Annotated in this window: 18 protein-coding genes; 13 read left to right on the forward strand and 5 right to left on the reverse strand. The window is 72.0% G+C overall.

The window, feature by feature from the left end; genetic code table 11:
• Nucleotides 1–29 precede the first annotated feature (29 nt).
• From ACWCO3_RS01295 to ACWCO3_RS01310, 4 genes are all read left to right on the forward strand, one after another.
• Nucleotides 30–1,139 (forward strand): TolB family protein, encoded by a 1,110-nt coding sequence (locus ACWCO3_RS01295; protein WP_358162429.1) that lies wholly within the window; start codon nt 30–32, stop codon nt 1,137–1,139.
• A gap of 206 nt (nt 1,140–1,345) precedes the next feature.
• Entirely contained in the window at nt 1,346–2,113 is a 768-nt protein-coding gene (locus ACWCO3_RS01300; protein ID WP_145785388.1) for an SGNH/GDSL hydrolase family protein, read from the forward strand.
• Nucleotides 2,114–2,115: 2 nt separating this feature from the next.
• Complete coding sequence (locus ACWCO3_RS01305; RefSeq protein WP_145778300.1) at nt 2,116–2,562, forward strand: imidazolonepropionase-like domain-containing protein; 447 nt, start codon at nt 2,116–2,118, stop codon at nt 2,560–2,562.
• Nucleotides 2,563–2,653: 91 nt separating this feature from the next.
• Nucleotides 2,654–3,556, forward strand: coding sequence for a sulfurtransferase (locus tag ACWCO3_RS01310; protein WP_145778299.1), 903 nt, complete (start codon nt 2,654–2,656; stop codon nt 3,554–3,556).
• 75 nt (nt 3,557–3,631) lie between these two features.
• Here ACWCO3_RS01310 and ACWCO3_RS01315 read toward each other — a convergent pair whose 3' ends face one another.
• The 3 genes from ACWCO3_RS01315 to ACWCO3_RS01325 form a co-directional block, all read right to left on the reverse strand.
• Nucleotides 3,632–4,813 carry a hypothetical protein gene (locus ACWCO3_RS01315; protein WP_450007863.1) on the reverse strand — a complete coding sequence of 394 codons (1,182 nt, stop codon included), beginning with the start codon at nt 4,811–4,813 and terminating at the stop codon, nt 3,632–3,634.
• On the reverse strand, nt 4,810–5,358 hold the full coding sequence (locus tag ACWCO3_RS01320; protein ID WP_450007865.1) for a SigE family RNA polymerase sigma factor: 549 nt from the start codon (nt 5,356–5,358) through the stop codon (nt 4,810–4,812). Before ACWCO3_RS01320 ends, ACWCO3_RS01315 begins: the two co-directional genes overlap by 4 nt.
• Before the next feature lie 68 nt (nt 5,359–5,426).
• Nucleotides 5,427–6,008, reverse strand: a complete 582-nt coding sequence (locus tag ACWCO3_RS01325) for a TetR/AcrR family transcriptional regulator (RefSeq protein ID WP_357931798.1) — start codon at nt 6,006–6,008, stop codon at nt 5,427–5,429.
• A gap of 106 nt (nt 6,009–6,114) precedes the next feature.
• Between ACWCO3_RS01325 and ACWCO3_RS01330 the strand changes: the two genes are divergently transcribed.
• Nucleotides 6,115–7,272, forward strand: a complete 1,158-nt coding sequence (locus ACWCO3_RS01330) for an FAD-dependent oxidoreductase (protein WP_145778295.1) — start codon at nt 6,115–6,117, stop codon at nt 7,270–7,272.
• 14 nt (nt 7,273–7,286) lie between these two features.
• On the opposite strand, the gene ACWCO3_RS01335 is transcribed toward ACWCO3_RS01330, so the two are convergent.
• Nucleotides 7,287–8,498, reverse strand: coding sequence for an MFS transporter (locus ACWCO3_RS01335; RefSeq protein WP_450007867.1), 1,212 nt, complete (start codon nt 8,496–8,498; stop codon nt 7,287–7,289).
• Nucleotides 8,499–8,619: 121 nt separating this feature from the next.
• On the opposite strand from ACWCO3_RS01335, the gene ACWCO3_RS01340 reads away from it, so the two are divergent.
• The 5 genes from ACWCO3_RS01340 to ACWCO3_RS01360 all read left to right on the forward strand — a co-directional run bounded on the left by ACWCO3_RS01340 (nt 8,620) and on the right by ACWCO3_RS01360 (nt 16,555).
• A complete protein-coding gene (locus ACWCO3_RS01340) occupies nt 8,620–10,413 on the forward strand; it encodes an HSP90 family protein (RefSeq protein ID WP_145778293.1) in 1,794 nt (597 codons plus the stop codon).
• Nucleotides 10,410–13,301, forward strand: coding sequence for a hypothetical protein (locus tag ACWCO3_RS01345; RefSeq protein WP_357931791.1), 2,892 nt, complete (start codon nt 10,410–10,412; stop codon nt 13,299–13,301). Before ACWCO3_RS01340 ends, ACWCO3_RS01345 begins: the two co-directional genes overlap by 4 nt.
• Before the next feature lie 83 nt (nt 13,302–13,384).
• Nucleotides 13,385–13,984, forward strand: a complete 600-nt coding sequence (locus tag ACWCO3_RS01350; RefSeq protein WP_145778291.1) for a TetR/AcrR family transcriptional regulator — start codon at nt 13,385–13,387, stop codon at nt 13,982–13,984.
• Between the two features lie 73 nt (nt 13,985–14,057).
• A complete protein-coding gene (locus tag ACWCO3_RS01355) occupies nt 14,058–15,395 on the forward strand; it encodes an acetyl-CoA carboxylase biotin carboxylase subunit (RefSeq protein ID WP_145778290.1) in 1,338 nt (445 codons plus the stop codon).
• A 239-nt stretch (nt 15,396–15,634) separates the two neighbouring features.
• Nucleotides 15,635–16,555 carry a hydroxymethylglutaryl-CoA lyase gene (locus ACWCO3_RS01360; RefSeq protein WP_450007871.1) on the forward strand — a complete coding sequence of 307 codons (921 nt, stop codon included), beginning with the start codon at nt 15,635–15,637 and terminating at the stop codon, nt 16,553–16,555.
• Nucleotides 16,556–16,610: 55 nt separating this feature from the next.
• Here ACWCO3_RS01360 and ACWCO3_RS01365 read toward each other — a convergent pair whose 3' ends face one another.
• Nucleotides 16,611–17,186: a snapalysin family zinc-dependent metalloprotease gene (locus ACWCO3_RS01365; protein ID WP_269681742.1), complete on the reverse strand. Its 576-nt coding sequence runs from the start codon at nt 17,184–17,186 to the stop codon at nt 16,611–16,613.
• A 168-nt stretch (nt 17,187–17,354) separates the two neighbouring features.
• On the opposite strand from ACWCO3_RS01365, the gene ACWCO3_RS01370 reads away from it, so the two are divergent.
• The 3 genes from ACWCO3_RS01370 to ACWCO3_RS01380 form a co-directional block, all read left to right on the forward strand.
• On the forward strand, nt 17,355–18,887 hold the full coding sequence (locus ACWCO3_RS01370) for an acyl-CoA carboxylase subunit beta (RefSeq protein WP_145778287.1): 1,533 nt from the start codon (nt 17,355–17,357) through the stop codon (nt 18,885–18,887).
• Nucleotides 18,888–18,960: 73 nt separating this feature from the next.
• Nucleotides 18,961–20,109, forward strand: coding sequence for an acyl-CoA dehydrogenase family protein (locus tag ACWCO3_RS01375; protein ID WP_145778286.1), 1,149 nt, complete (start codon nt 18,961–18,963; stop codon nt 20,107–20,109).
• A 124-nt stretch (nt 20,110–20,233) separates the two neighbouring features.
• A partial coding sequence (locus ACWCO3_RS01380) for an ATP-binding protein (RefSeq protein WP_450007874.1) occupies nt 20,234–21,339 on the forward strand: 1,106 nt, incomplete at its 3' end.

Here is a 21,339-nt window from a genome sequence, read left to right on the forward strand (position 1 = left end):
GGTAGCGAACTCCATGAAGGAGTAACACCATGAACCTCGGCCCGTTCACCCAGCCCGCCCGTCGTTCCCGCGTCCTCGTCGGTACGGCCGCCCTGCTGTTCCTGACGCTTGGTACCACGGCCTGCGGTTCCGCCGGGCCGGACCGCGCGTCCGCTCCCGCCGGAAACGGCGGTGCTGTTCCCGCGACCAGTGACACCTCGGTCGGCGGGGCGGGTGGTTCCGGATCCGACGCGGCCCCCGTCACTGCGGCCCCGGCCGCACCGGCCGTCGGCTCGTCCCAGTGGCCGCAGCTGACCTGGTACACCGCCCAGGAGTACGGCCAGAAGCAGAACGATCCGGCTCGGATCTGGCGGCGTACCTCGGATGGAAGCTGGCAGGTGGTGCGTGAGGGCCGTCCGGGCAACGGTACGGCCGCCGGGCAGATCGCCGTCGCGCCGGACGGCCGGCGGGCCGCGTGGGTCGAGGCGTCCGCCCAGCGCCTGGTGATCAGCGACTTCGACGGCACGAACCAGCGCGCCATCCCGACACAGGGACAGCAGACCTGCGCCCCGAGCTGGCTCGACTCCGACCGGGTGCTGTTCGGCCTGGGCCGGGACAAGGTCTGGACCATCGTCGCCATCAATGCCGACGGCACCGGCCGGACGGTGGTCGCCACCCGGCAGGCGAGCTGCCCGACGGTGTCCGCTGGGTGGATCGCCCAGTTCACCGACCGAGTGGTGCGGGTCCGCGACGAGCGCGGCGCCGAACGCTCGATCACGCCGAGCGTGCCGAGGGGCCTCGTCATCGACGGGGTTGCCGGGATCTCCCGCGACGGTAGGTCCCTCGTCATCAGCACCCACGTGCCCAACGCCGGTGAATGTGGATGCGGCTGGCGGTTCCGCGCCTACCGGGTGGACGCCGCCAGTGGGAAGGCCACCGAACTGACGCCGCTCGAGCGGGCCTGGAGCGAGCCGACCGGCCACGGCCAGGCGGTCGAAGCGGTCGCCCTGGCTGACGGCGGTCTGGTGGTCCAGGTCAACACCGCGACCCCGGCGGACGACGCCCCGGCGTACCGGTTGGTCCGGTACGGCGCTGACGGCCGGGTGCAGACAAGCGCGGCGGTTCCGGTCGGCCAGCCGTGGGGCGGACTGCTGGGTTGACCCAACCGGTGGACTTCCACCGGTTACGACGAGGGACCGGCCGCTCACGGGGGCGGCCGGTCCCTCCTGTCGATCCGACCGCCGGACCGGGGGTGTCGCGCGGCTGGCCCATGACCTCCGCCACGTCGGCCGTTCGGGGCGGTGCCGGCGGTGCCTCCGGTGACAGACTTCTTGCCGCAGGCAACGAATGGCGTAAGGGGGCGCGGGTGCGCTGGCGCAGTTTTGTCGCGGTCGGGGACAGCTTCACCGAGGGTATGGACGACGCGTACCCGGACGGCACCTTCCGGGGTTGGGCGGACCTGGTGGCGACCCGGCTCGCCGCCGAGGCGGGCCCCGACTTCCGGTACGCGAACCTGGCCATCCGGGGCCGGCTCTTCCCCGGCGTGGTCGCCGAGCAGGTGCCGGCGGCGGTGGCGATGAAGCCCGACCTGATCAGCTTCGCGGCCGGCGGCAACGACGTTCTGCGCCGCACCTTCGACCCGGACACGCTGGTGGCCCGCTTCGACGAGGTGGTCCGGCAACTGCGTTCGGGTGGTGCGGACGTGCTGTTGTTCCGGTTCGCCGACGTGATGGCCCGGCTGCCCGGCCAGCGGCTCGTTGCTCCCCGGGTGCAGTTGCTCAACCAGGCGGTCGGCGAGACCGCCGAGCGGCACGGCGCGATCATGGTCGATCTGTACGCCGACGACACCTTCCTCAACCCGATGCTCTGGAGCACCGACCGGTTGCATCTCTCCGCGGCCGGGCACCGGCGGGTCGCGGGGCAGGTGTTGAACGCGCTCGGGGTGGGTTGCGACGAGGAGTGGCTGATGGTCCCGCCGCACCCGGCCCCGTCGCCGTGGCTTGCCGCCCGCGCCGCCGACCTGCGGTGGGCCGGTCAGCACCTCGCGCCGTGGGTGCGGCGGCGGCTCACCGGCCGGTCGTCCGGCGACACGGTGACGGCCAAGCGCCCGCTGCTCGGGCCCATCGTCGACTGAGCGTGCTCACCCTGCACACCGCGCCGCTGCTGCGGCGCGACCGGGTCGGCGAGGCGGTGCCGGAGCACGCCGTACTCGTGGGCGGCGACCGGATCGAGGCCGTCGGGCCGCTGGCCGAGTTGACTGCGGCGCACCCGGGCGTTCGGGTCCGCCGTTGGCCCGGCACCCTGGGTCCGGGTCTGTTGCACGACGGCCCGCTGCCGCCGGCGCCCACCCCACGCGAGCGGGTGCACGCGCTGCTGCGCAACGGGGTGACGGCGGTGGTGGCCGAGCACCTGACCGACCCGCTGCTGCGGGCCGCCGTCGACAGGAGCGACCTGCTGGTGCTGCCAGTCGCGGTGTCGGCGGCGCTGCTTCCGGGCGGGCGCGCCGACCTCGCGGTCCACCGTGTCGACGGTGTCTGTCTGGTGACCGTGGTCGCCGGTCGGATCGTCCACCGCCGCGCCTGAACGGCACCGCGAACGTTCCCCGCGCCACATGTGTCGTCCCCGATGCTCGATGGCGGGCCGTGCGGCCGTGTCGCGGCGTAGTTTGGGGATCATGTCTGTGCCGAGCGATCCCGATCCCCGCCTCCAGTCGTACGCGGACCCACAGCGGCTGGTCACCACCGAGTGGCTGGCCGAGCACCTGGGCGACGAGGGCCTCGTCGTCGTCGAGTCCGACGAGGACGTGCTGCTCTACGAATCCGGTCACATTCCCGGTGCCGTGAAGGTCGACTGGCACCTGGAGCTGAACGACCAGGTGACCCGGGACTACCTGGACGCCGAGAGCTTCGCCGAGCTGTGTGCCGCGAAGGGCATCGGCCGGGGCGACACCGTCGTGTTCTACGGCGACAACTTCAACTGGTGGGCCGCGTACGCCCTCTGGGTGTTCTCGCTCTTCGGCCACGCCGACGTGCGACTGCTCGACGGCGGTCGGCAGAAGTGGATCGCCGAGGGCCGCGAGGTGACCCGCGACAAGACGAATCGACCGCGCGCCGACTACCCGGTGCCCCTGCGCGACGACGCGCCGCTGCGGGCGTACCGCGAGCAGGTCATGGCGCACATCGCCGCCGGCCGGCCGCTGGTCGACGTCCGTTCGCCGGGTGAGTACACGGGCGAGACGCTGCACATGCCGGACTACCCGCAGGAGGGCGCGCTGCGTGGCGGGCACATTCCCGGTGCGGTGAGCAAGCCGTGGAAGTCCGCCGCCAACGACGACGGCACCTTCAAGTCCGCCGACGAGCTGCGCGCGATCTACGCCGACCAGCTCGGGCTCAGCCCGGCCGACGACGTGATCGCGTACTGCCGGATCGGTGAGCGGTCCAGCCACACCTGGTTCGTGCTGCGGCACCTGCTGGGTTACCCGCAGGTGCGCAACTACGACGGGTCGTGGACCGAGTGGGGCAACCTGGTCCGGGCACCTGTGGTCAAGGGCGACCAGCCCGGCGGCCTCGCCTCCTGAGCGGGTTCGGCGGCTTCGCCGCATGAGCCGTACGGCCGTCCCCACGCGATTGCCCCGGTCGCGTGGGGACGGCCGTCAGCTGGCGAGTGCTATCGCCCCGCGCAGGTCGCGGACGATGCCGGTGATCTCGCCGGTCTCCGGGTTCCAACGGGCCAGGGCAGCCGGCTCCAGCCGAAGGAGCACTGAGCCCTTGTTGTCCCAGCCCAGCACCTCGCAGCAGCCCTTGGCCCGATCCCGGCCCAGGTCGAGCAGATGGGACACGGCGCCGGTCCGTGCGTCCAGCACGGCCGCCCCCTCGGCGCCGTCGATCTCACTGCTGGTGATCCACGCCGAGCTGGCCAGCCGCTCGCCGTGCAGCCAGCCCCGGCCGTAGAACTCGTTGATCGCGTACGGCGAGGGCAGCGCACCGCGGGTGACGGGTTGCTCGGAACGGATTTCCGCCTCGCGGGCTGTCCTGCTGCGCAGCTTCAGGGCGTCCCGTTCGCCGATCATCTCGATCAGCGGGGCGTCGCGGCCGGCCTCCGGGTCGGGTGCGGCCACGACCCAGGTCGACACGTCGATCGTGGTGGCGACCCCGGTGACCCGGTCCACCGCGTACGTCCGGTCCTCGCCTCCGACCAGCACCCGATCGTGCGCCCACACGACCAACTCCAGGTATCCCTCGAGCGGTATTCGGCGGACGGCTGCCGTGGTGAGGTCGACCATGATCAGCTCGTCGTTCTGGGCGAACGCGGCCGACCGGCCGTCCGGCGACAGCACTCCCGGCTTCACGGCGACCGCCTCGTTGCCGCTCGCGTCCCGGGTGGGCGCCAGCGTCACCACGTCCAGACTGCGCACCACGCCGTCGTCGCCGAGAACCCGGACCGGACCGTCCGCGCGGTTCTCCTCGTCGACCGGTTGGAACAGCGCCCGCGCCCGTTGGACCGGTCGCTCGGAGAGCGGCACGGTCGCCGGGGCGCCGAGCCGGTTCAACGGGTCCGGCAGATAGGTCAGATTGTCGGGAGGTCGCTGGACCGGGCCGGAGTGGGTGGGTTCGACGGTCGGGGCCACCGGAATGTCCGGCGGAGGATCGGCGGACGAGCGCAGTGCGGCCACCGTTCCACCGCCGACGAGTGCCACGGCCAACGCCGCCGCCGCGACGGCCCTTCGGGTACGCCGGGTGCGGCGGGCCCGCTCCCATCCGGCGGTGGCCGGTTGGCTGGGCAGCACGTCCTCGACGCTGACGGTCATCAGTCGGCGTAGGTCCTGCTCGTTCACGGGTTCACCTCCAGACCGCTGGCCAGGCCGGCCGAGCCCTGGCTCGGTCGGGTGTCCCGGGCGAGGTCCGGTGCGACCTCGCGGAGTCGACGTAGCGCCGCGTGACACTGGCTCTTGACGGTGCCGACGGTCACCCCGAGCGCCTCGGCAGTGGCGACCTCGGTCAGATCCTCGTAGTAGCGCAGCACCAGCACGGCCCGTTGCCGTGGTGGCAGCAGGCCCAGCGCGTCGTGCAGCGTCAGCCGTAAGGCGCCGTCCCGGTCGTGGGCAACCTGATCCGGCGGCGCGGCGCTGAGCCACTCCCGCCGTCGGCGACGCCACCACGACACCGAGTCGCGGTAGAGGATGGCCCGCACGTACGCGGAGGGGTCGGCGTTGCGGACCGAGCCCCATCGCAGCGCGAGCTTCAGGAGCGCGTCCTGGAGCAGGTCCTCGGCCTGGTGTGGGTTGCCGCAGATCAGGTACGCCGCGCGGAGCAGTCGGTGTTGGTGGCTCTCCACGAAGGCGAGGTAGCCGTCGCGCCCGTCGTCACCCTTCGGTGCCATCCGCCCTCCTCCCGGCCGTCCCGATGCGCGTCACCTGCCAGACGCACGGGAGGAGGTAAAAGGTTGGGTCAGCTTCCCGGTGTTCCGGTCAGGTAGCGCTGGAGGGTCGGCGCGATCCAGGAGACCAGGTCCTCCGGTGTCGTGTCCACCATGGGCGGCAGGCGGACGACGTACCTGGTGAAGGCGAGGCCGAGGACCTGACTGGCCACCAGACCCGCACGGCGTGCGGTTGTCGTCGGGTCGGTGCCGAAGGCGGCCACCGCCGTGGTGAGTTGGTTGGCGAAGATGTCGCGCATCCGTTCGGCGGCGCCGGGGTTGGTGCTGGCGGCCCGCAGCAGCGCCACGAGGGTCTCGTCGCCGTCCCACCGGCTGAGGAAGTGCCGGACGAGCGTCTCGCCGAGTTGCTCGGGCGGGATGGGGGTCAGGTCGGGCAGGCGTAGGTCGAACTCGGCCGCCGCCGCGAAGAGACCCTCCTTGCTGCCGTAGTAGCGCATGACCATCGACGGGTCGATCTGGGCGTCGGCGGCGATGGCCCTGATCGTGGCGCGCTCGTACCCGTCTGCGGCGAATCGTTCGCGGGCTGCTCGCAGGATCGCCGCCCGGGTGGCGTCCGAGCGGCGGGGTTGGGTCTGCGGAGCGGGCACTGTCATGTCAACGACCGTATGCCAACAACTGTTGACACGCAATCAGCAGGGTTCTAATGTCGCCAACAAGTGTTTGCCAACATGTGTTGGCAATGATCATCTGGAGGTGGCCATGAGCACCGACGTTCTGGTGGTGGGCGCGGGCCCTACCGGTCTCGCCACCGCCCTGACGCTGGCTCGACGCGGAGTCGGCGTGACACTGCTGGACAAGCTGGCCGAGCCGCCCACGACGTCCCGCGCGGCGGTCGTGCACGCGTACACCCTGGAGGTGCTGGACCGGATCGGCGCGGCGGCGCCGTTGATCGCCCAGGCGGTGCGGACGCCGCGTTTCACAGTGCGTGACCGGGACCGGGTGCTGCTGACGGTGCCGTTCCACGAGCTGCCGTCCCGCTACCCCTACGCGCTGCTGGTCTCCCAGGCGGTGACCGAGGCGGTGCTCGCCGGGCAGCTCGCCGACCTCGGCGTCCAGGTGCGACGACAGTGCCGACTGACCGGGCTCACCGACACCGGCGACGGGGTGCTCGCGCAGGTCGACGGGGAGCCGTTGCGCGCCCGGTTCGTCGTCGGCGCGGACGGCCTGCACAGCACCGTGCGGCAGTTGGCCGGCATCGGCTTCACCGGCCCGAACGACGAGGAGTCCTTCGTACTCGCCGACGTACGGGTGCGAAGCGTTCTGCCGCGCGACGAGGCGGCACTCTTCCTCGCCCGACCCGGCCCGTTGATCTGGGCGCCGCTGCCGGACGGGGTGGTCCGACTGGTCGCCGCCGTGGCGGACGCCCCACCCGCACCGGACCGGGCGTACCTCCAGGCGCTGCTCGACGAACGCGGCCCGGCACGGAGACCCGACCGGGTGACCGAGGTGCTCTGGGGCTCCCGGTTCCGGGTCCACCACCGGATCGCCGACACCTTCCGAGCCGGGTCGGTGCTGCTGGCCGGAGACGCCGGGCACGTGCACAGCCCGGCCGGTGGGCAGGGCATGAACCTCGGGATCTGCGACGCGGTCGCCCTCGGCACCGCGCTGGCGGACGTGTTCGACGGTGGCCCGGACACGCTGCTCGACGACTACAACACCCGGCAGCGGCCGATGGCCGAGGACGTGATGAGCTTCGCCGCCGGGCTGACCCGGCTGGCCACCGTCTCCCCGGCCCGCCGGCCGGCCCGGGACGTGCTGCTCCGGTTGATCGGTGCGGTGCCGCCGGTCCGTCGACGGATCGCGCTGCGTCTGTCCGGGCTGTCCCACCGGGAGACAGAGGCCGAGCTGAGCCGGTGAGACCGGCCGTCGAGCTAAGCCGGCGACACCGGCCGCAGTGCCCGCCACGCTGCGACGGTGACCAGCGCGAACACGCCCGCTGCCGCGCCCATCACCGGCACCGTCCCGAATGCGGCGGCGGCCAGCCCGGCAAGCGCCGCGCCGACCGGGGCGGTGAGCAGACCGACCATCCGCTGGGCCGCCCCGACCCGGCCGAGCAGCCCGGCCGGCACGTTCCGCTGCCCGTACGACGCCCACAGGCTGTTCCACACCACGGTGCCGGCGGCGAACACGGCCAACGCGAAGCCGCCCGGCACCGGATGCCGGGCCAGCGCGAACCCGCTCAACGCCACGGTCTCCGCGGCGAGCACCACGCCCAGCGCCGGGACCGTGCCGAGTCGGGCGGCCAGCCGACCAGACCCGAGCGCCCCGACCACGCCACCGACGATGGCGGCGGCGGCGAACAGCCCGTACCCGGCCGGCGGCACCCGCAACACGTCCAGCGCGTAGAGCACCAGCACCGCCATGATCCCGCTGATCGCCAGATTGCTCGCGGAGGTGAGCACCGTGACCCGCCACAGTGTCCGGTGCGCGTACAGCCAGCGCAGCCCTTCGACGATCTCACCCCACACCGATCCGCGCCGTACCCCGGACCGTGGCTGCGTGCCCGCGACGGGCGCTGGGGTCAGGGCCAGCACGAGCAGCGCGGCCACGGCGAAGGTGACGGCGTCGAGGGCGAACGGAAGGGCCGGTGCGACGGCGAAGAGGACACCGGCGGCCGGCGCCCCCAGGAAACCGCCGGCAACCGCGGTACCCGCCTGAAGTCGTCCGTTCGCCCTGGGCAACGCATCCGGTGGCACCAGCGCGGGAAGCAGGGCGAACGAGGCGGAGTCGAACAGAGTGCCCAGCGCGGCGAGGAGGAACGCCGCCACCAGCAGCACCAGGACGCTGGCCCGATGGAGGGCGACCGCCACCGCTAGTGCCGCCACCACGGCGGCGCGTACCCCGTCGACCACTGCCATCGTCCGACGACGGTCCCAGCGGTCCGCGTACACGCCACCGAGCAGGCCGAAGAGCAACGGTGGCAACTGACCCGCCACGGTGACCGCCGCGATGATCCGCGGATCGCGGGTCACGGTCGCGGCCAGCAGGGCCAGTGCGGGGGTACGCAGCGCGTCCCCGAACCGCGACGAGACGGCGGCGGACCAGAGCAACCGGAAGTCCCGGCCCAGAGCTGTGGAGGTCATCCGGCGACCGTGCTGGTTCGACCTGGTCGAGGGTCAAGCCGCCGGGCGAAAGGGGGACGCGCGTGTCGGTGATCATCGGTACGGTGGGCGCCGGCATTTCGGGACCGGGGGAGAAACGCACGTGGACCACACCTTCCAGGTCGACCTCCGTGGCGTGGTCGATCTGCTCAGCCACCATCTCTACGGCAGTCCGCGGGTCTACGTGCGCGAGCTGCTGCAGAACGCGGTGGACGCGATCACCGCGCGGCGCTCGACCGAGCCGGACGCGCCGGCGCTGGTCCGCATCGAGACACCGGAGATGACCGGCGACGGCACGCTGCGGGTGCACGACACCGGCATCGGACTGACGGAGGCGCAGGTGCACGAGTTGCTGGCCACCATCGGCCGCAGCTCCAAGAGGGACGAACTCGGCTTCTCCCGGCACGAGTTCCTCGGCCAGTTCGGCATCGGCCTGCTCTCCTGCTTTCTTGTCGCCGACGAGATCCAGGTGTTCACCCGCAACGGCGACCACCCCACGGTGCGCTGGACCGGGTACGCCGACGGCCGGTACGCGGTGAGCCTGGCGCCACCGGAAGCCTCCCGCGCCGAACCGGGTACCACCGTCACGCTGGTGCCCCGCCGCGATGCCGACCAGTGGTTCGCCACCCCTACCGTCACCGACCTGGCCCGGCTCTTCGGGTCACTGCTGCCGGTCACCGTCCGGGTCGGCGACGTGGTCACCACCACCGGCGTACCGCCCTGGCCGACCGTCCCCGGCGCGCCGGTCGACCGGGCGGCGCTTGTCGCGTACGCCCGGGAGACGCTCGGCATCGACCCGTTCGACGTGCTGCCCCTGAGCGTGCCGGAGGCCGGGCTCACCGGTGTCGCCTTCATCCTGCCCACCCCGGTGAACCCGGCGGCCCGTGCTGGGCACCGGGTCTACCTCAAGCGGATGCTGCTCACCGAGCACGCCGACGGGTTGCTGCCGGACTGGGCCTTCTTCGCGCACTGCGTGGTGGACGCCACCGAGCTGCGCCCCACCGCCAGCCGGGAGGCCCTCTACGAGGACACCCTGCTGACCACGACCCGGGAGGCGCTCGGCGACCAGGTACGCGGCTGGCTGGTCCGGCTGGCCCGGCACGACCCGCACCGGCTGGCCGAGTTCCTCCAGGTGCACCACCTGGGCGTGAAGGCACTGGCGCTGCACGACGACGAAATGCTCCAGCTGGTCGACAGGTGGTGGCCGATGGACACCAACGTCGGCACGCTCACCCTCGCCGAGTTCCGGGAGCGCTACGGCGTGCTCCGCTACGCGGCGAGCCTGGACGAGTTCCGGCAGCTCGCCGCGGTGGCCGCCGCGCAGGACCTGGCGGTGGTCAACGGCGGCTACACGTACGACACCGAGCTGATCGAGCGGCTGCCGGCGGTGGACCGCTCGGTGCTGATCGAACGGCTGGAACCGAGCGACCTGACCACCCGGTTCAACGCGCTCGACCCGCAGGCGGAGCTGGCGCTGCGGCCGTTCCTCGCCTCCGCGCAGCGGGCCGTCGAACGGTCCGGCTGCGAGGTGGTGATCCGGGCGTACGAGCCGGTGTCGCTGCCCGCGCTGTACCTGGTCAGCAGGTCGGCGGCGTTCAACGACCAGCTGGCGGCTAGCCGCGACCGGGCCGACGAACTGTGGGGCGGGGTCCTCGACGCCCTCGCCGCCACCGCGCCGCCGGACCGCCCGCAGTTGGTGCTCAACCACCGCAACCCGTTGGTCCGCCGGGTCACCGCGCTGGCCGACCCGGAGTTGGTGGGGCTCGCCGTCGAGGCGCTGTACGGCCAAGCGCTGCTACTCGGCCACCATCCGATCCGCGCTGCCGACGCGGCGCTGCTGAACGATTCCTTCCTCGGCCTGCTCGGCCGGGCCGTACCGGGACAGGAGCGAGCATGAGCGACGAGGATCTGTGGCGGGTGCTGCGCGGCATCTCCGACATGCCGTACGGGGCGGGGCAGATCGCCGCGCTCGAGCAGTTGCTGCGCCGGGTGGACGCCGCCGACGACCGGCACCTGGCCTTCGTCACCCGGATGCAGGCCACCACCGGTTACATCTACGGCGGCGAACCGGCGAAGTCCTTCGTGACGTTCTCCTGGTGTCTGTCCGAGTTCGACAGTGACCCGCAGCCCTATCACCAGCGTCACGCGCACAACCTGCTGTGGCACTTCAAGTACATGGTCACCGGGTTGCTGAACTTCCCGGAGGTGCCCCTCGACCGCACGTACGCGGTGCTGGACGACATGGAACGCCGCTACCGGACCGGCGGGCACAGCTTGCAGACCGTCCACAAGCACCGGTTCCGGGTCGCCAACCACGTGGGCGACGCCGAGGCTGCCGCGCACTGGTACCGGCTCTGGCAGACCACTCCGCGCGACGACCTCTCCGACTGCGCCGGCTGTGACCCGACGAGCCAGGTGAACTACCTCGCCGACACCGGGCGGGACGCGGAGGCGGTGGCGCTGTCCGAGCCGGTGCTCGCTGGCCGGCTCACCTGCAACGAGCAACCGCAGGCGATCCTCACCGCGCTGCTCCTGCCGTACCTGCGGACCGGGCGGGCCGAGTCGGCGCGGGACGCGCACCGGGAGGCGTACCGCCGGTTGCGCGGCAACCTCGCCGACCTGTGGGACATCGGCGACCACGTCGAGTTCTGCACGTTGACCGGGAACGAGGCGCGGGCGGTCGAGTTGGTCGAACGGCACGTGGACTGGCTGGACCGGGCACCGTCGCCGGCCGCCGCGATGCATTTCGCTGCGACGGCCGCCGCAGCGCTGCGCCAGGCCGGTGAGCGTGGTGAGGCGACCCTGTACCGCCGCGCTGCCGAGGGCCGACCGGCCGGCGAGGTGTCCGCGTCGGTGCTCGCCGACGAGCTGACGCGAACCGCTACCGAGTTGGCGGAGCGTTTCGACGCCCGCAACGGCAGCACCCATCAGTCGGAGTGGATCGCCCGCCGGCTCGCTGTGCGACCGAGCGGTGAGCACCTGCCGCTGTCCGCGAGCGTCCGCCGTCGCCGGCCACTCACGGGCGGGGACGAGCCGACCACGTCCCTCCGCGAGGGGCGCCCGGTGGCGGCCGGCGACGCGACGCGCGCCGGCAAGCCCGAGGCACCCGCACCGACAGTGCCCGCCGACGCCGGGCCGGACGAGCTCCTGGACCTCGCCGAGCAGAGCTGGGGTCGGCACGACCCGGTCACGTTCCGGGCGGCGTTGGCCGCCTACGACGAGCGGTTCGGCGCAGCCGACCTGCCGCCGCGTACTGTCGCGCAGCGGATGGCGTTGCGGGCGGCCGAGCGCGGCGACGAGGACGACCTGCCGGGCGCCATCGAGTCGAACCGAGCGGCTCTGGACCTCTACCTGACGGAGGGCGACGAGCTGTCCGCCCAGGTGGTCGCGGGGCGGCTCGGCGTGCTGTTGTCCCGGTCCGACGACGCCGACGAGGGGTTGGCCTTGGTCCGGAAGGCAGCGGAGGTGCTCGACCGGGACGGCGACGCCCGGCAGCGGGCCTCCGCCCACCACCGGGTGGCGTTGGCGCTGCTCCAGCAGGAACGCTGGGCCGAGGCGCTCGCGGCGCTGGACCGGGTGCCCGCCGATGCGGGTGGTGACCCGTACCTGGCGGCCCGGGTCGCGCTGCACCGCGCGCACGTGTTGGAGCAGTCGGATCGTCTCGACGACGCGCGAACCGCCGCTGCCGAGGCCCGCCGCATCGGCCGGGACGTGGGAGTCGACGAGCTGGTCACGGCGGCCTCCCTGGCGTACGCCCGGACGGTGGACGACCCGGCCGAAGCGGTGGCCGCCTGCGACGAGGCGCTGGCGTCGGCGCCGACGGAAGCGGAGTTGCCCGTTCGCGTTGCCCGTGCCCGCGCGTTGCTCGCGGCCGGCCGGGCCGCCGACGCGGTGGACGACTTCGTCGAGGCGGTGACGCTCTGCGTGGAGCGGGGCGCCGAGGGGGACGCGTTCCTGCGGTGGGAGTTGGCGAACGCGTACCGGATGGTGGGTCGGCTCGGCGAGGCGGCCGAGGTCGCCGAGGAGGCGGTCCTCGGTCTCGACCGGCTCGGCGCCCAGGCCGAGGCGGACCGGTGCCGGCACCTGCTGGCCGGCGTGTACGCCGGGCTCGGCGAGATCAAACCGGCGCTGACCCTGCTGGAGCAGTTGGCCGACAACCTGGATGGTCCGGACAACCTCCCGTACCGGGCGCAGGTGCTGGAGGAGGCCGGGGACATCCTCTACGACGCGGACCGGGACGCGGCCGGCGCGGAGCGGTTCGCCGCAGCCGCCGACGCGTACCGGCTCGGCGACCTGCCGCTGGACGAGTTGCGGGCGCGCCGGCGAGAGGCGTACGCCTGGTTCTGGGCGGACGACCGGCCGGCGGCGACTCGCGCCGTCGAGCAGGCGGACGCGCTGGCGGTGACGCTGGCCGGGCAGTCGGAGCCACCGGTGACGTACGAACTGGCGATGGTCGCCGAGGTCGGGGCACGGGTGCTGACGACCGAGAACCGGCCGGACGAGGCGTTGGCGCGGCTGGACGGGGTGCCCGACCGGTTACGGTCGATCGAGGCTTTCGGTGAGGCCGCCCAGGTGGAGATCCTCGTCGGTGAGCTGCTGCTTCGACTGGACCGTCCGGCGGAGGCGGAGCCGCTCCTGCGACGGGTTCTCGGTGGGCTGCCGGCCGACTCGCGACCGGTCCGCCAGACGGCCTGGCTGCTGGCCCGTGCCCTGGATCTGCTGGACCGGCCCGCCGAGGCCGCCGCGCTGCGAACGGAGCACGACCTCGACCCGGACGACGACTGAGCGCGGCGGTCCGCGCCGAGGTGTGCTCAACCGCTCGCCAACCAGCGGCCCACCGGGGCCAGATCGCGGTCTAGGCTTGCCCGGTGACGGTGGAGCAGCAGGCACGGGGTGCGGCGGGCGCGGGCCGGCGCAGGTCCCGCAAGGACGAGATCCTGGAGATCGCGGTCGGTCTGTTCGCCGCGCGGGGCTATCACGGTGTGTCGATGGACGACATCGGCGCGGCGGCGGGGGTCACCGGTCCGGCGCTCTACCACCACTTCGCCGGCAAGGAGGCCATGCTGGCCGCCGCGCTGATCCCGGTCAGTGAAGGGTTGCTGGCCGGCGGGCGGGAACGCGCCGCCGGGCATCCGGACGACCCGCGCGGCGTCCTGGAGTCGCTGATCGACTTCCACGTCGAGTTCGCGCTGGCCAACCCGGCCGTGATCGCGTTGCACCTGCACGAGTTGGACCGCCTGCCGGAGGAGCCGAGACGACGGATCCGTCGCCTGCAACGGCTCTACGTCGAGGAGTGGGTGACAGTGCTCACCGCCCTGCACCCGGGCATGCCCGACGGTGAGGCGCGGGTGCTCGCGCACGCCGCGTTCGGGTTGATGAACTCGACTCCGTTCCTGGGCGGTGAGGTGGACCGGCGTCGCCGGGCCGAGCTGCTGCGCGGCGCGACACTTGCCGCGTTGCTCGCCTGAGCCCGACTCGTCAGAGGTTCGTCGGTCATGATTCCCTAACCACCGTCCCACCATCCGGACGCCGGGAGGAAACATGATCGAGTCACTGCTGGTAGCCAATCGGGGTGAGATCGCCCGCCGGATCATCCGGACCGCCAAGCGGCTCGGCATCCGCGCCATCGCGGTTCACTCGGAGGCCGACGCCGACCTGCCGTTCGTGGCGGAGGCGGACGAGGCGGTCCTCATCGGCCCGGCGAACCCGGCGCTGAGCTACCGCAACACCGAGGCGATCCTCGCCGCCGCGAAGGCGACAGGTGCGCAGGCCATCCACCCCGGCTACGGATTCCTGTCGGAGAACGCCGAGTTCGCCCGTACCGTCGAGGCCGGCGGCCTGATCTGGGTCGGCCCCGACGCGGATGCGATCACCGCGATGGGCGACAAGATCAATGCCCGGAACCTGATGGCGGCGGCCGGTGTTCCGGTCGCGCCGGGCACCACCGACCCGGCAGCCGACCTGGACGCGGCGGTGACGGCCGCCGCCGAGATCGGCTACCCGGTGATGGTCAAGGCCGCGGCCGGTGGCGGCGGCATGGGCATGGGCGTCGCCGTCGACGAGGCCGCGCTGCGCACCGAGTACGACAAGGTGCGCGTGTTCGCCGAGCGGATGTTCGGCGACGGGTCGGTGTTGATCGAGCGGTACTTCCCCCGGGTGCGCCACGTCGAGGTGCAGATCCTCGGCCTGGCCGACGGTCGGGTGGTGGCGCTCGGCGAGCGGGAGTGCTCGGTGCAGCGACGGAACCAGAAGCTGGTCGAGGAGTCTCCGTCCCCGGCGGTCTCGCCGGAGCTGCGGTCGCGCCTCCTGGCGGCGGCGGTGCGCGCGGGTGAGGCGGTCAGTTACCGCAACGCCGGCACGGTGGAGTGTCTGCTCGACCCGGCCTCCGGGGAGTTTTTCTTCCTGGAGATGAACACCCGGCTCCAGGTGGAACACCCGGTGACTGAGTACGTCTACGGGATCGACCTGGTCGAGGAGCAGTTGCGGGTGGCCTCCGGGCTGGCGCCGACGTTCGACCCGGACGCCCTGACGCCGGCCGGGCACGCGATCGAGATGCGGATCAACGCGGAGGACCCGAAGCGCTTCTTTCCCGGCCCCGGCGTGATCAGGACCTGGGTGGAGCCGGCGGGGGACGGTGTCCGGGTGGACTCCGGCTACACCGAGGGCAACACCGTCACCCAGTTCTACGACAGCCTGCTGGCCAAGTTGATCATCACCGGGGCGACCCGCGACGAGGTGCTCGAACGCGCGAAGGAGGCGGTCGCCGGGTTCCAGGTCGTCGGCCCGAAGAACAACCTGCCCTTCTTCGCCGAGCTGCTGGACAACGAGGAGTTCCGCTCCGGCGCCTACGACACGGGCATCGTCTCCCGGATGCGCTAAACCGTCAGGCCGCCGGGCGGCCCGTCGCCCGTCGCCCGGCGCCCGCCCGGCGGTGCGGCCCGGCGGTGCGGCTGGCGGTGCGGTCCGGCGGCCGGGCGAGACTGGTTGGTGGGCCCTTTGCTCTGCTTACCTATATGCGACAGCGGCTTTCCGATGACGGACAGTAGCCGTCGCACATAGGGCAGCAGAGCAAAGCGGCCGACATGCCGTCCCGATCCGACGTCACAGCGAGGTGACCGATGAGCCAGTTGCCAGATTTTGTCTCGATCCGCGAGGTCGGGCCACGGGACGGGTTGCAGAACGAGGACCCGATCCCGACCGACGCCAAGGTCCGTCTGCTCGACGCCCTCTCCGGCACCGGTGTGCGCCGGATCGAGGCGGTGTCGTTCGTGCATCCGAAGGCGATCCCGCAGATGGCCGACGCCGACGAGGTGTGGCAGCGGGCGGCCAAGGCCGACGAGGTGCGGTACTCGGCGCTGGTGCCGAACACCCGGGGCGCCCAGCGGGCCCTCGCCGCCGGGTTCACCGAGATCGAGGTGGTGGTCTCCGCCAGCGACACGCACAACCGCCGCAACGTCAACCGGTCGACCGACGAGTCGCTGGACGACATCGCCGAACTGATCGACCTGCTGCACGGCGCGTCCGCGCGGGTGGAGGTGATCGTGGCGACCAGCTTCGGCTGCCCGTACGAGGGGGACGTCGACCCGGCGCGGGTGGCCGGCATCGTCGACCGGGTGGTCCGGGACGGCGCGGACCGGGTCGCGTTCGGCGACACCACCGGCATGGGCACGCCACGCCGGGTCCGTGAGCTGCTGACCGCGGTACGCGACCGGAACGCGAACGTGCCGGTGCTGCTGCACTTCCACAACACCCGGGGGACGGCGCTGGCCAACCTGTTGACCGCGTTGGAGCTGGGGGTGACCGAGTTCGACGCCAGCGTCGGTGGCCTGGGCGGCTGCCCGTACGCGCCGGGGGCGAGCGGCAACCTGGCGACCGAGGAGGCCGTGCACATGCTGCACGACATGGGCATCGACACCGGCATCGACCTGGCGGCCCTCATCGAGGCGGCGGAGCTGGCCGAGGAGCTGCTCGGCAAGAAGTTGCCGTCGGGTGTGCTGCGGGCTGGTCCGCGGACCCGACTGACCCCGATGCCGAGCTGAGTGAGACGCGGGGAGGGGCCGGCATGAGGCCGGCCCCTCCGACGGACCAGGTCGATCAGCCCACCGGGGTGAGCATGCTCGGCCAGCTGTCGCGGAAGATGTCCGCCTCGGCGCGGTCGGTGCTGCGCTCGGTGGCGATGCGGGTACCGGCGAAGAGGTTGCTCACCCGGTTCGCCTCGGCGCTGCTCGGGTACGGGTTGGTGCAGCTGGTGCCGGCGCTGCCACCGGACATCAGCAGCGAGCAGTTGCCGTTGTAGTTGTCCGGCAGGCCGAGGATGTGCCCGATCTCGTGGGTCATGATGCGAAGCGGGCTGTACTGCGCGGCCTGCTGGGTGTCGATGTAGACCCGGCCGTTGCCGAGGCTGGTCCGGACGGCGTACGAGCCGCCGCCGGTGATCTGGTAGATCCGCAGGTTGGAGCCGCAGTTGGCGGAGAGCGTCAGGTTGACTGTGGCGTTGTTCCAGATCGAGGCGGCCTGGTTGGCGGTGCCGGCGTAGCTGCCTGCCTGGCTGGTGTTGTAGCAGATGGTCATGGCGGCGGACGCGGGCGACGGGTTGGCGACCGTGACGCCGAGGGTGGCGAGTGTCGTCGCGAGCACCGCGACGGCGAGCCGATTGAGTCGTGAGGTCATCGCTGACTCCAATCTGGGAGGAGGGGTGCCAGGAGCCTAGCGATATGTATTTACGTTTTTCAATGTCTTGCTCTCGGCCCAACTGTCTGGTTCGCTCGTAGGTCGCCGACAACCACGCCGATGCGCTAGCCTAACGATCGTTCAGGTCAGTATGGCGAGGGAGTCGGCGTGACGCTCGACGGTGAGGCACTGGAGCAGCTGCGCAAGCGGGCCCGGTCCGGCGGCGCGGACAAGTACCACGCGGCCAACGCGGCCAAGGGCAAGCTCTTCGCCCGTGAGCGGGTCGCGCTCCTGGTCGACGAGGGTTCGTTCGTCGAGGACGGCCTCTACGCGAACTCGATGGCCGAAGGGTTACCCGCCGACGGGGTGGTCACCGGCACCGCCACGATCGACGGCCGACAGGTCTGCCTGATGGCCAACGACTCCACCGTCAAGGCCGGCAGCTGGGGCGCCCGCACCGTCGAAAAGATCATCCGGATCATCGAGCGGGCGTACGGCGCCGGCGTGCCGATGGTCTACCTGGTCGACTCGGCCGGCGCGCGGATCACCGACCAGGTCGACCTCTTCCCCGGCCGCCGCGGCGCCGGCAAGATCTTCTGGAACCAGGTGCGCGCCTCGGGTTCGATCCCGCAGGTGTGCGCGCTGTTCGGCCCGAGCGCCGCCGGTGGGGCGTACATTCCGGCGTTCTGCGACGTCGTGGCCCTGGTCGACGGCAACGCGAGCATGTATCTCGGCTCCGACCGGATGGTCGAGATGGTCACCGGCGAGAAGACCACCCTGGAGGCGATGGGCGGGGCGAAGGTGCACACCGCCGAATCCGGCGTGGGGCACTTCCTCTGCAAGACCGAGGCCGACGCGCTCGACGTGGTGAAGACCTATCTGTCGTACCTCCCGGCGAACTGGACCCAGACGCCGCCGGCCGCGCCGGCCGTCGCCGCGCCCGCGAAGGTCGACCTGGCCGCGCTGGTGCCGGCCAGCGAGCGGCAGGCGTTCGACATGCGGCGGTACGCCAAGGGCCTGCTCGACGAGGGTTCGTTCTTCGAGATCCAGGCCCTCTGGGCCAAGGAGCTGACCGTCGGCTTCGGCCGCCTCGACGGGCAGGTCGTCGGCGTGGTCGGCAACAACTCGATGTTCAAGGGCGGCGTGCTCTTCGTCGACTCGGCCGACAAGGCGACCCGGTTCGTGCAGCTCTGCGACGCGTTCAACGTGCCGCTGCTGTTCCTCAGCGACGTACCCGGCTTCATGGTCGGCAGCGCCGTGGAGAAGCAGGGCATCATCCGGCACGGCGCAAAGATGATCACCGCGATCTCCGAGGCGACGGTCCCGAAGATCTGCGTGGTGGTCCGCAAGGCGTACGGCGCGGGCCTCTACGCGATGGCCGGCCCCGGGTTCGAGCCGGATGCCACGATCGCCCTGCCGACCGCGAAGATCGCGGTGATGGGGGCCGAGGCCGCCGTGAACGCCGTCTACGCCAACAAGATCGCCGCCATCGAGGACGAGGCCGAGCGGACTGCCTTCGTGGCCGCCAAGCGGGCCGAGTACGAGCAGGACATCGACGTGGTCCGGCTCGCCAGCGAGCTCGTGGTGGATGCCATCGTCGAGCCGCACGACCTGCGTACCGAGCTGGTCCGTCGCTTCGCGGCGGCGCGTACGAAGGACCGGCACTTCTCCCGACGCCGGCACGGCGTGACCCCGGTCTGATCCTCGACCGCCCGCACAGCGACCCGCCCCGGCGTCACGAGCGCCCGGCGGACCGTCCCCACAGGAGGATGAGATGGACTTCCGGCTCACCGACGAACAAACGGCGCTGCGGGAGAGTGTGCGGGACTTCGCACGCGAGGTGGTCGCCCCGGTCATCGCCGAGCACTACGAGCAGCACACCTTTCCGTACGAGGTGATCCGGCAGATGGGCAAGATGGGCCTGTTCGGCCTGCCCTTCGCCGAGGAGCACGGTGGGATGGGCGGCGACTACTTCGCGCTCTGCCTGGCGTTGGAGGAGTTGGCACGGGTCGACTCCAGCGTGGCCATCACGCTGGAGGCGGCGGTCTCGTTGGGCGCGATGCCGATCTACCGCTTCGGCACCGAGGAGCAGAAGGCGACCTGGCTGCCCAAGCTGCTCAGCGGCGAGGCGTTGGCCGGCTTCGGGCTCACCGAGCCGGGCACCGGCTCGGACGCCGCCGGCACCCAGACCCGCGCGGTGCTGGACGGCGACGAGTGGGTGATCAACGGGTCGAAGGCGTTCATCACCAACTCGGGCACCGACATCACGGCCATGGTGACCGTCACGGCGGTGACCGGCACGAACCCGGACGGCTCCAAGGAGTTGTCGACGATCATCGTGCCGACCGGAACGCCCGGGTTCACCGTCGCGCCGGGCTACTCCAAGGTGGGATGGACCGCCTCGGACACCCACGAGCTGACCTTCGACGACTGCCGCGTACCGGCGGCGAACCTGCTCGGCGCGCGGGGTCGGGGTTTCGCGCAGTTCCTGCGGATCCTCGACGAGGGTCGGATCGCCATCGCCGCGTTGGCCGTCGGCCTCGCCCAGGGCTGTGTCGACGAGTCGATCAAGTACGCGAAGGAACGGCACGCCTTCGGTCAGCCGATCGGCGCCAACCAGGCGATCCAGTTCAAGATCGCGGACATGGAGCTGAAGGCGCACACCGCCCGGCTGGCCTACTACGATGCCGCCGCCCGGATGCTGGCCGGCGAGCCGTTCAAGCGGCAGGCGGCCATCGCCAAGCTGCACGCCAGCACGATCGCTGTCGACAACGCCCGGGAAGCGACCCAGATCCACGGCGGGTACGGCTTCATGAACGAGTACCCGGTGGCCCGCTTCTGGCGGGACTCCAAGATCCTGGAGATCGGCGAGGGCACCAGCGAGGTGCAGCGGATGATCATCGCTCGGGACCTGGGCCTCTGAACGGTTCCACCCGCCGTCCGTACCGGACGGGCTGGCCGTACGGCTGTCGGATTTCGGCGGGTGGGCGTCAATAGCCCGACGTTCGACTGCCAACCGTCGGAGTCGATCCGTACTCTTCGTGCCCATGACTCCGGATCACGATGGGTCACGGAGCCCGGCTGGCCGTACCCCACTGCCGGAGCTGCTCCGCGAGCATCGACGCGCCGCCGGCCTGACCCAGGCCGAGCTGGCGTCCCGGGCCGGGGTGGGCGTGCGGACGGTGCGTGATCTGGAACGTGGTCGGGCGGTCCGGCCGCAGCGCACCACTGTGGACCTGCTCGCCGCGGCGTTGGCGTTGGCCGGCGCCGATCGGGCGGCGTTCCTGGCTGCGGCCCGCGGCTCCGGCACCGAACCAACCCGGCCGGACACCACCTCGACGGCGATCGCTGTCCCGTCCTCCGACCGGCCGGTCAGCCTCCCGCCTCCGGTCGCGCTGATCGGTCGGGACCGCGACATCACCGAGCTGACCGCCATGCTGACCGTGGAGCGTGGGCCCCGGCTGGTGAGCCTGGTCGGGCTGGCCGGCGTCGGCAAGACCGCCCTGGCGACGTCGGTGGCGCACGTGGTGGCCCCAGCCCACCCGGCCGGAGTGGCCGGGGTGCTGATCGGCGAAGGCTCGGACGGTCCGGACGTACTCGCCGCCTCGATGGCCGTGCTCGGCGCGGCGCGGCCGACGGAACTCGTGGCACAGCTCGCCGGCCGACCGGTCCTGCTGGTGATGGACGCGGTGGAACGCGCCCCGGGTCCGGTCGCCGCGACGGTGCACCGGCTGACCGCGGCTCTGCCGTCGCTGCGGGTGCTGGTCACCGGTCGGCACCCCGTTGGCCTACCGGGCGAGCGGGTCTGGCCGGTCGCGCCGCTCGACGTGCCCCCCTCGGACGTCGCACACACCGGACTGGCCACGCTCGAAACGTGGCCGGCGGTGGCGCTGTTCACCGCCCGGCTCGCCCAGGTCCGCCGGGAGACACCCACCCCCGACGAGTTGCCCGCGCTTGCCGCGCTGGTTCGCCGCCTCGGTGGGCTGCCGCTCGCCATCGAGCTGATGGCCGCCCGGGGGCGGCTCCTCGACCTCACCGAACTGCTGGACCGGTACGGCGATCGGGTGCTCGACCTGGCCGCCCCCGCCGACGCCACGGCCCTCGACGAAGGACGCCCAGGCGGCCGGCGCGAAGGCCAGGGTGCCGCCGTCGC

Source organism: Micromonospora sp. NPDC002411 (assembly GCF_053592955.1).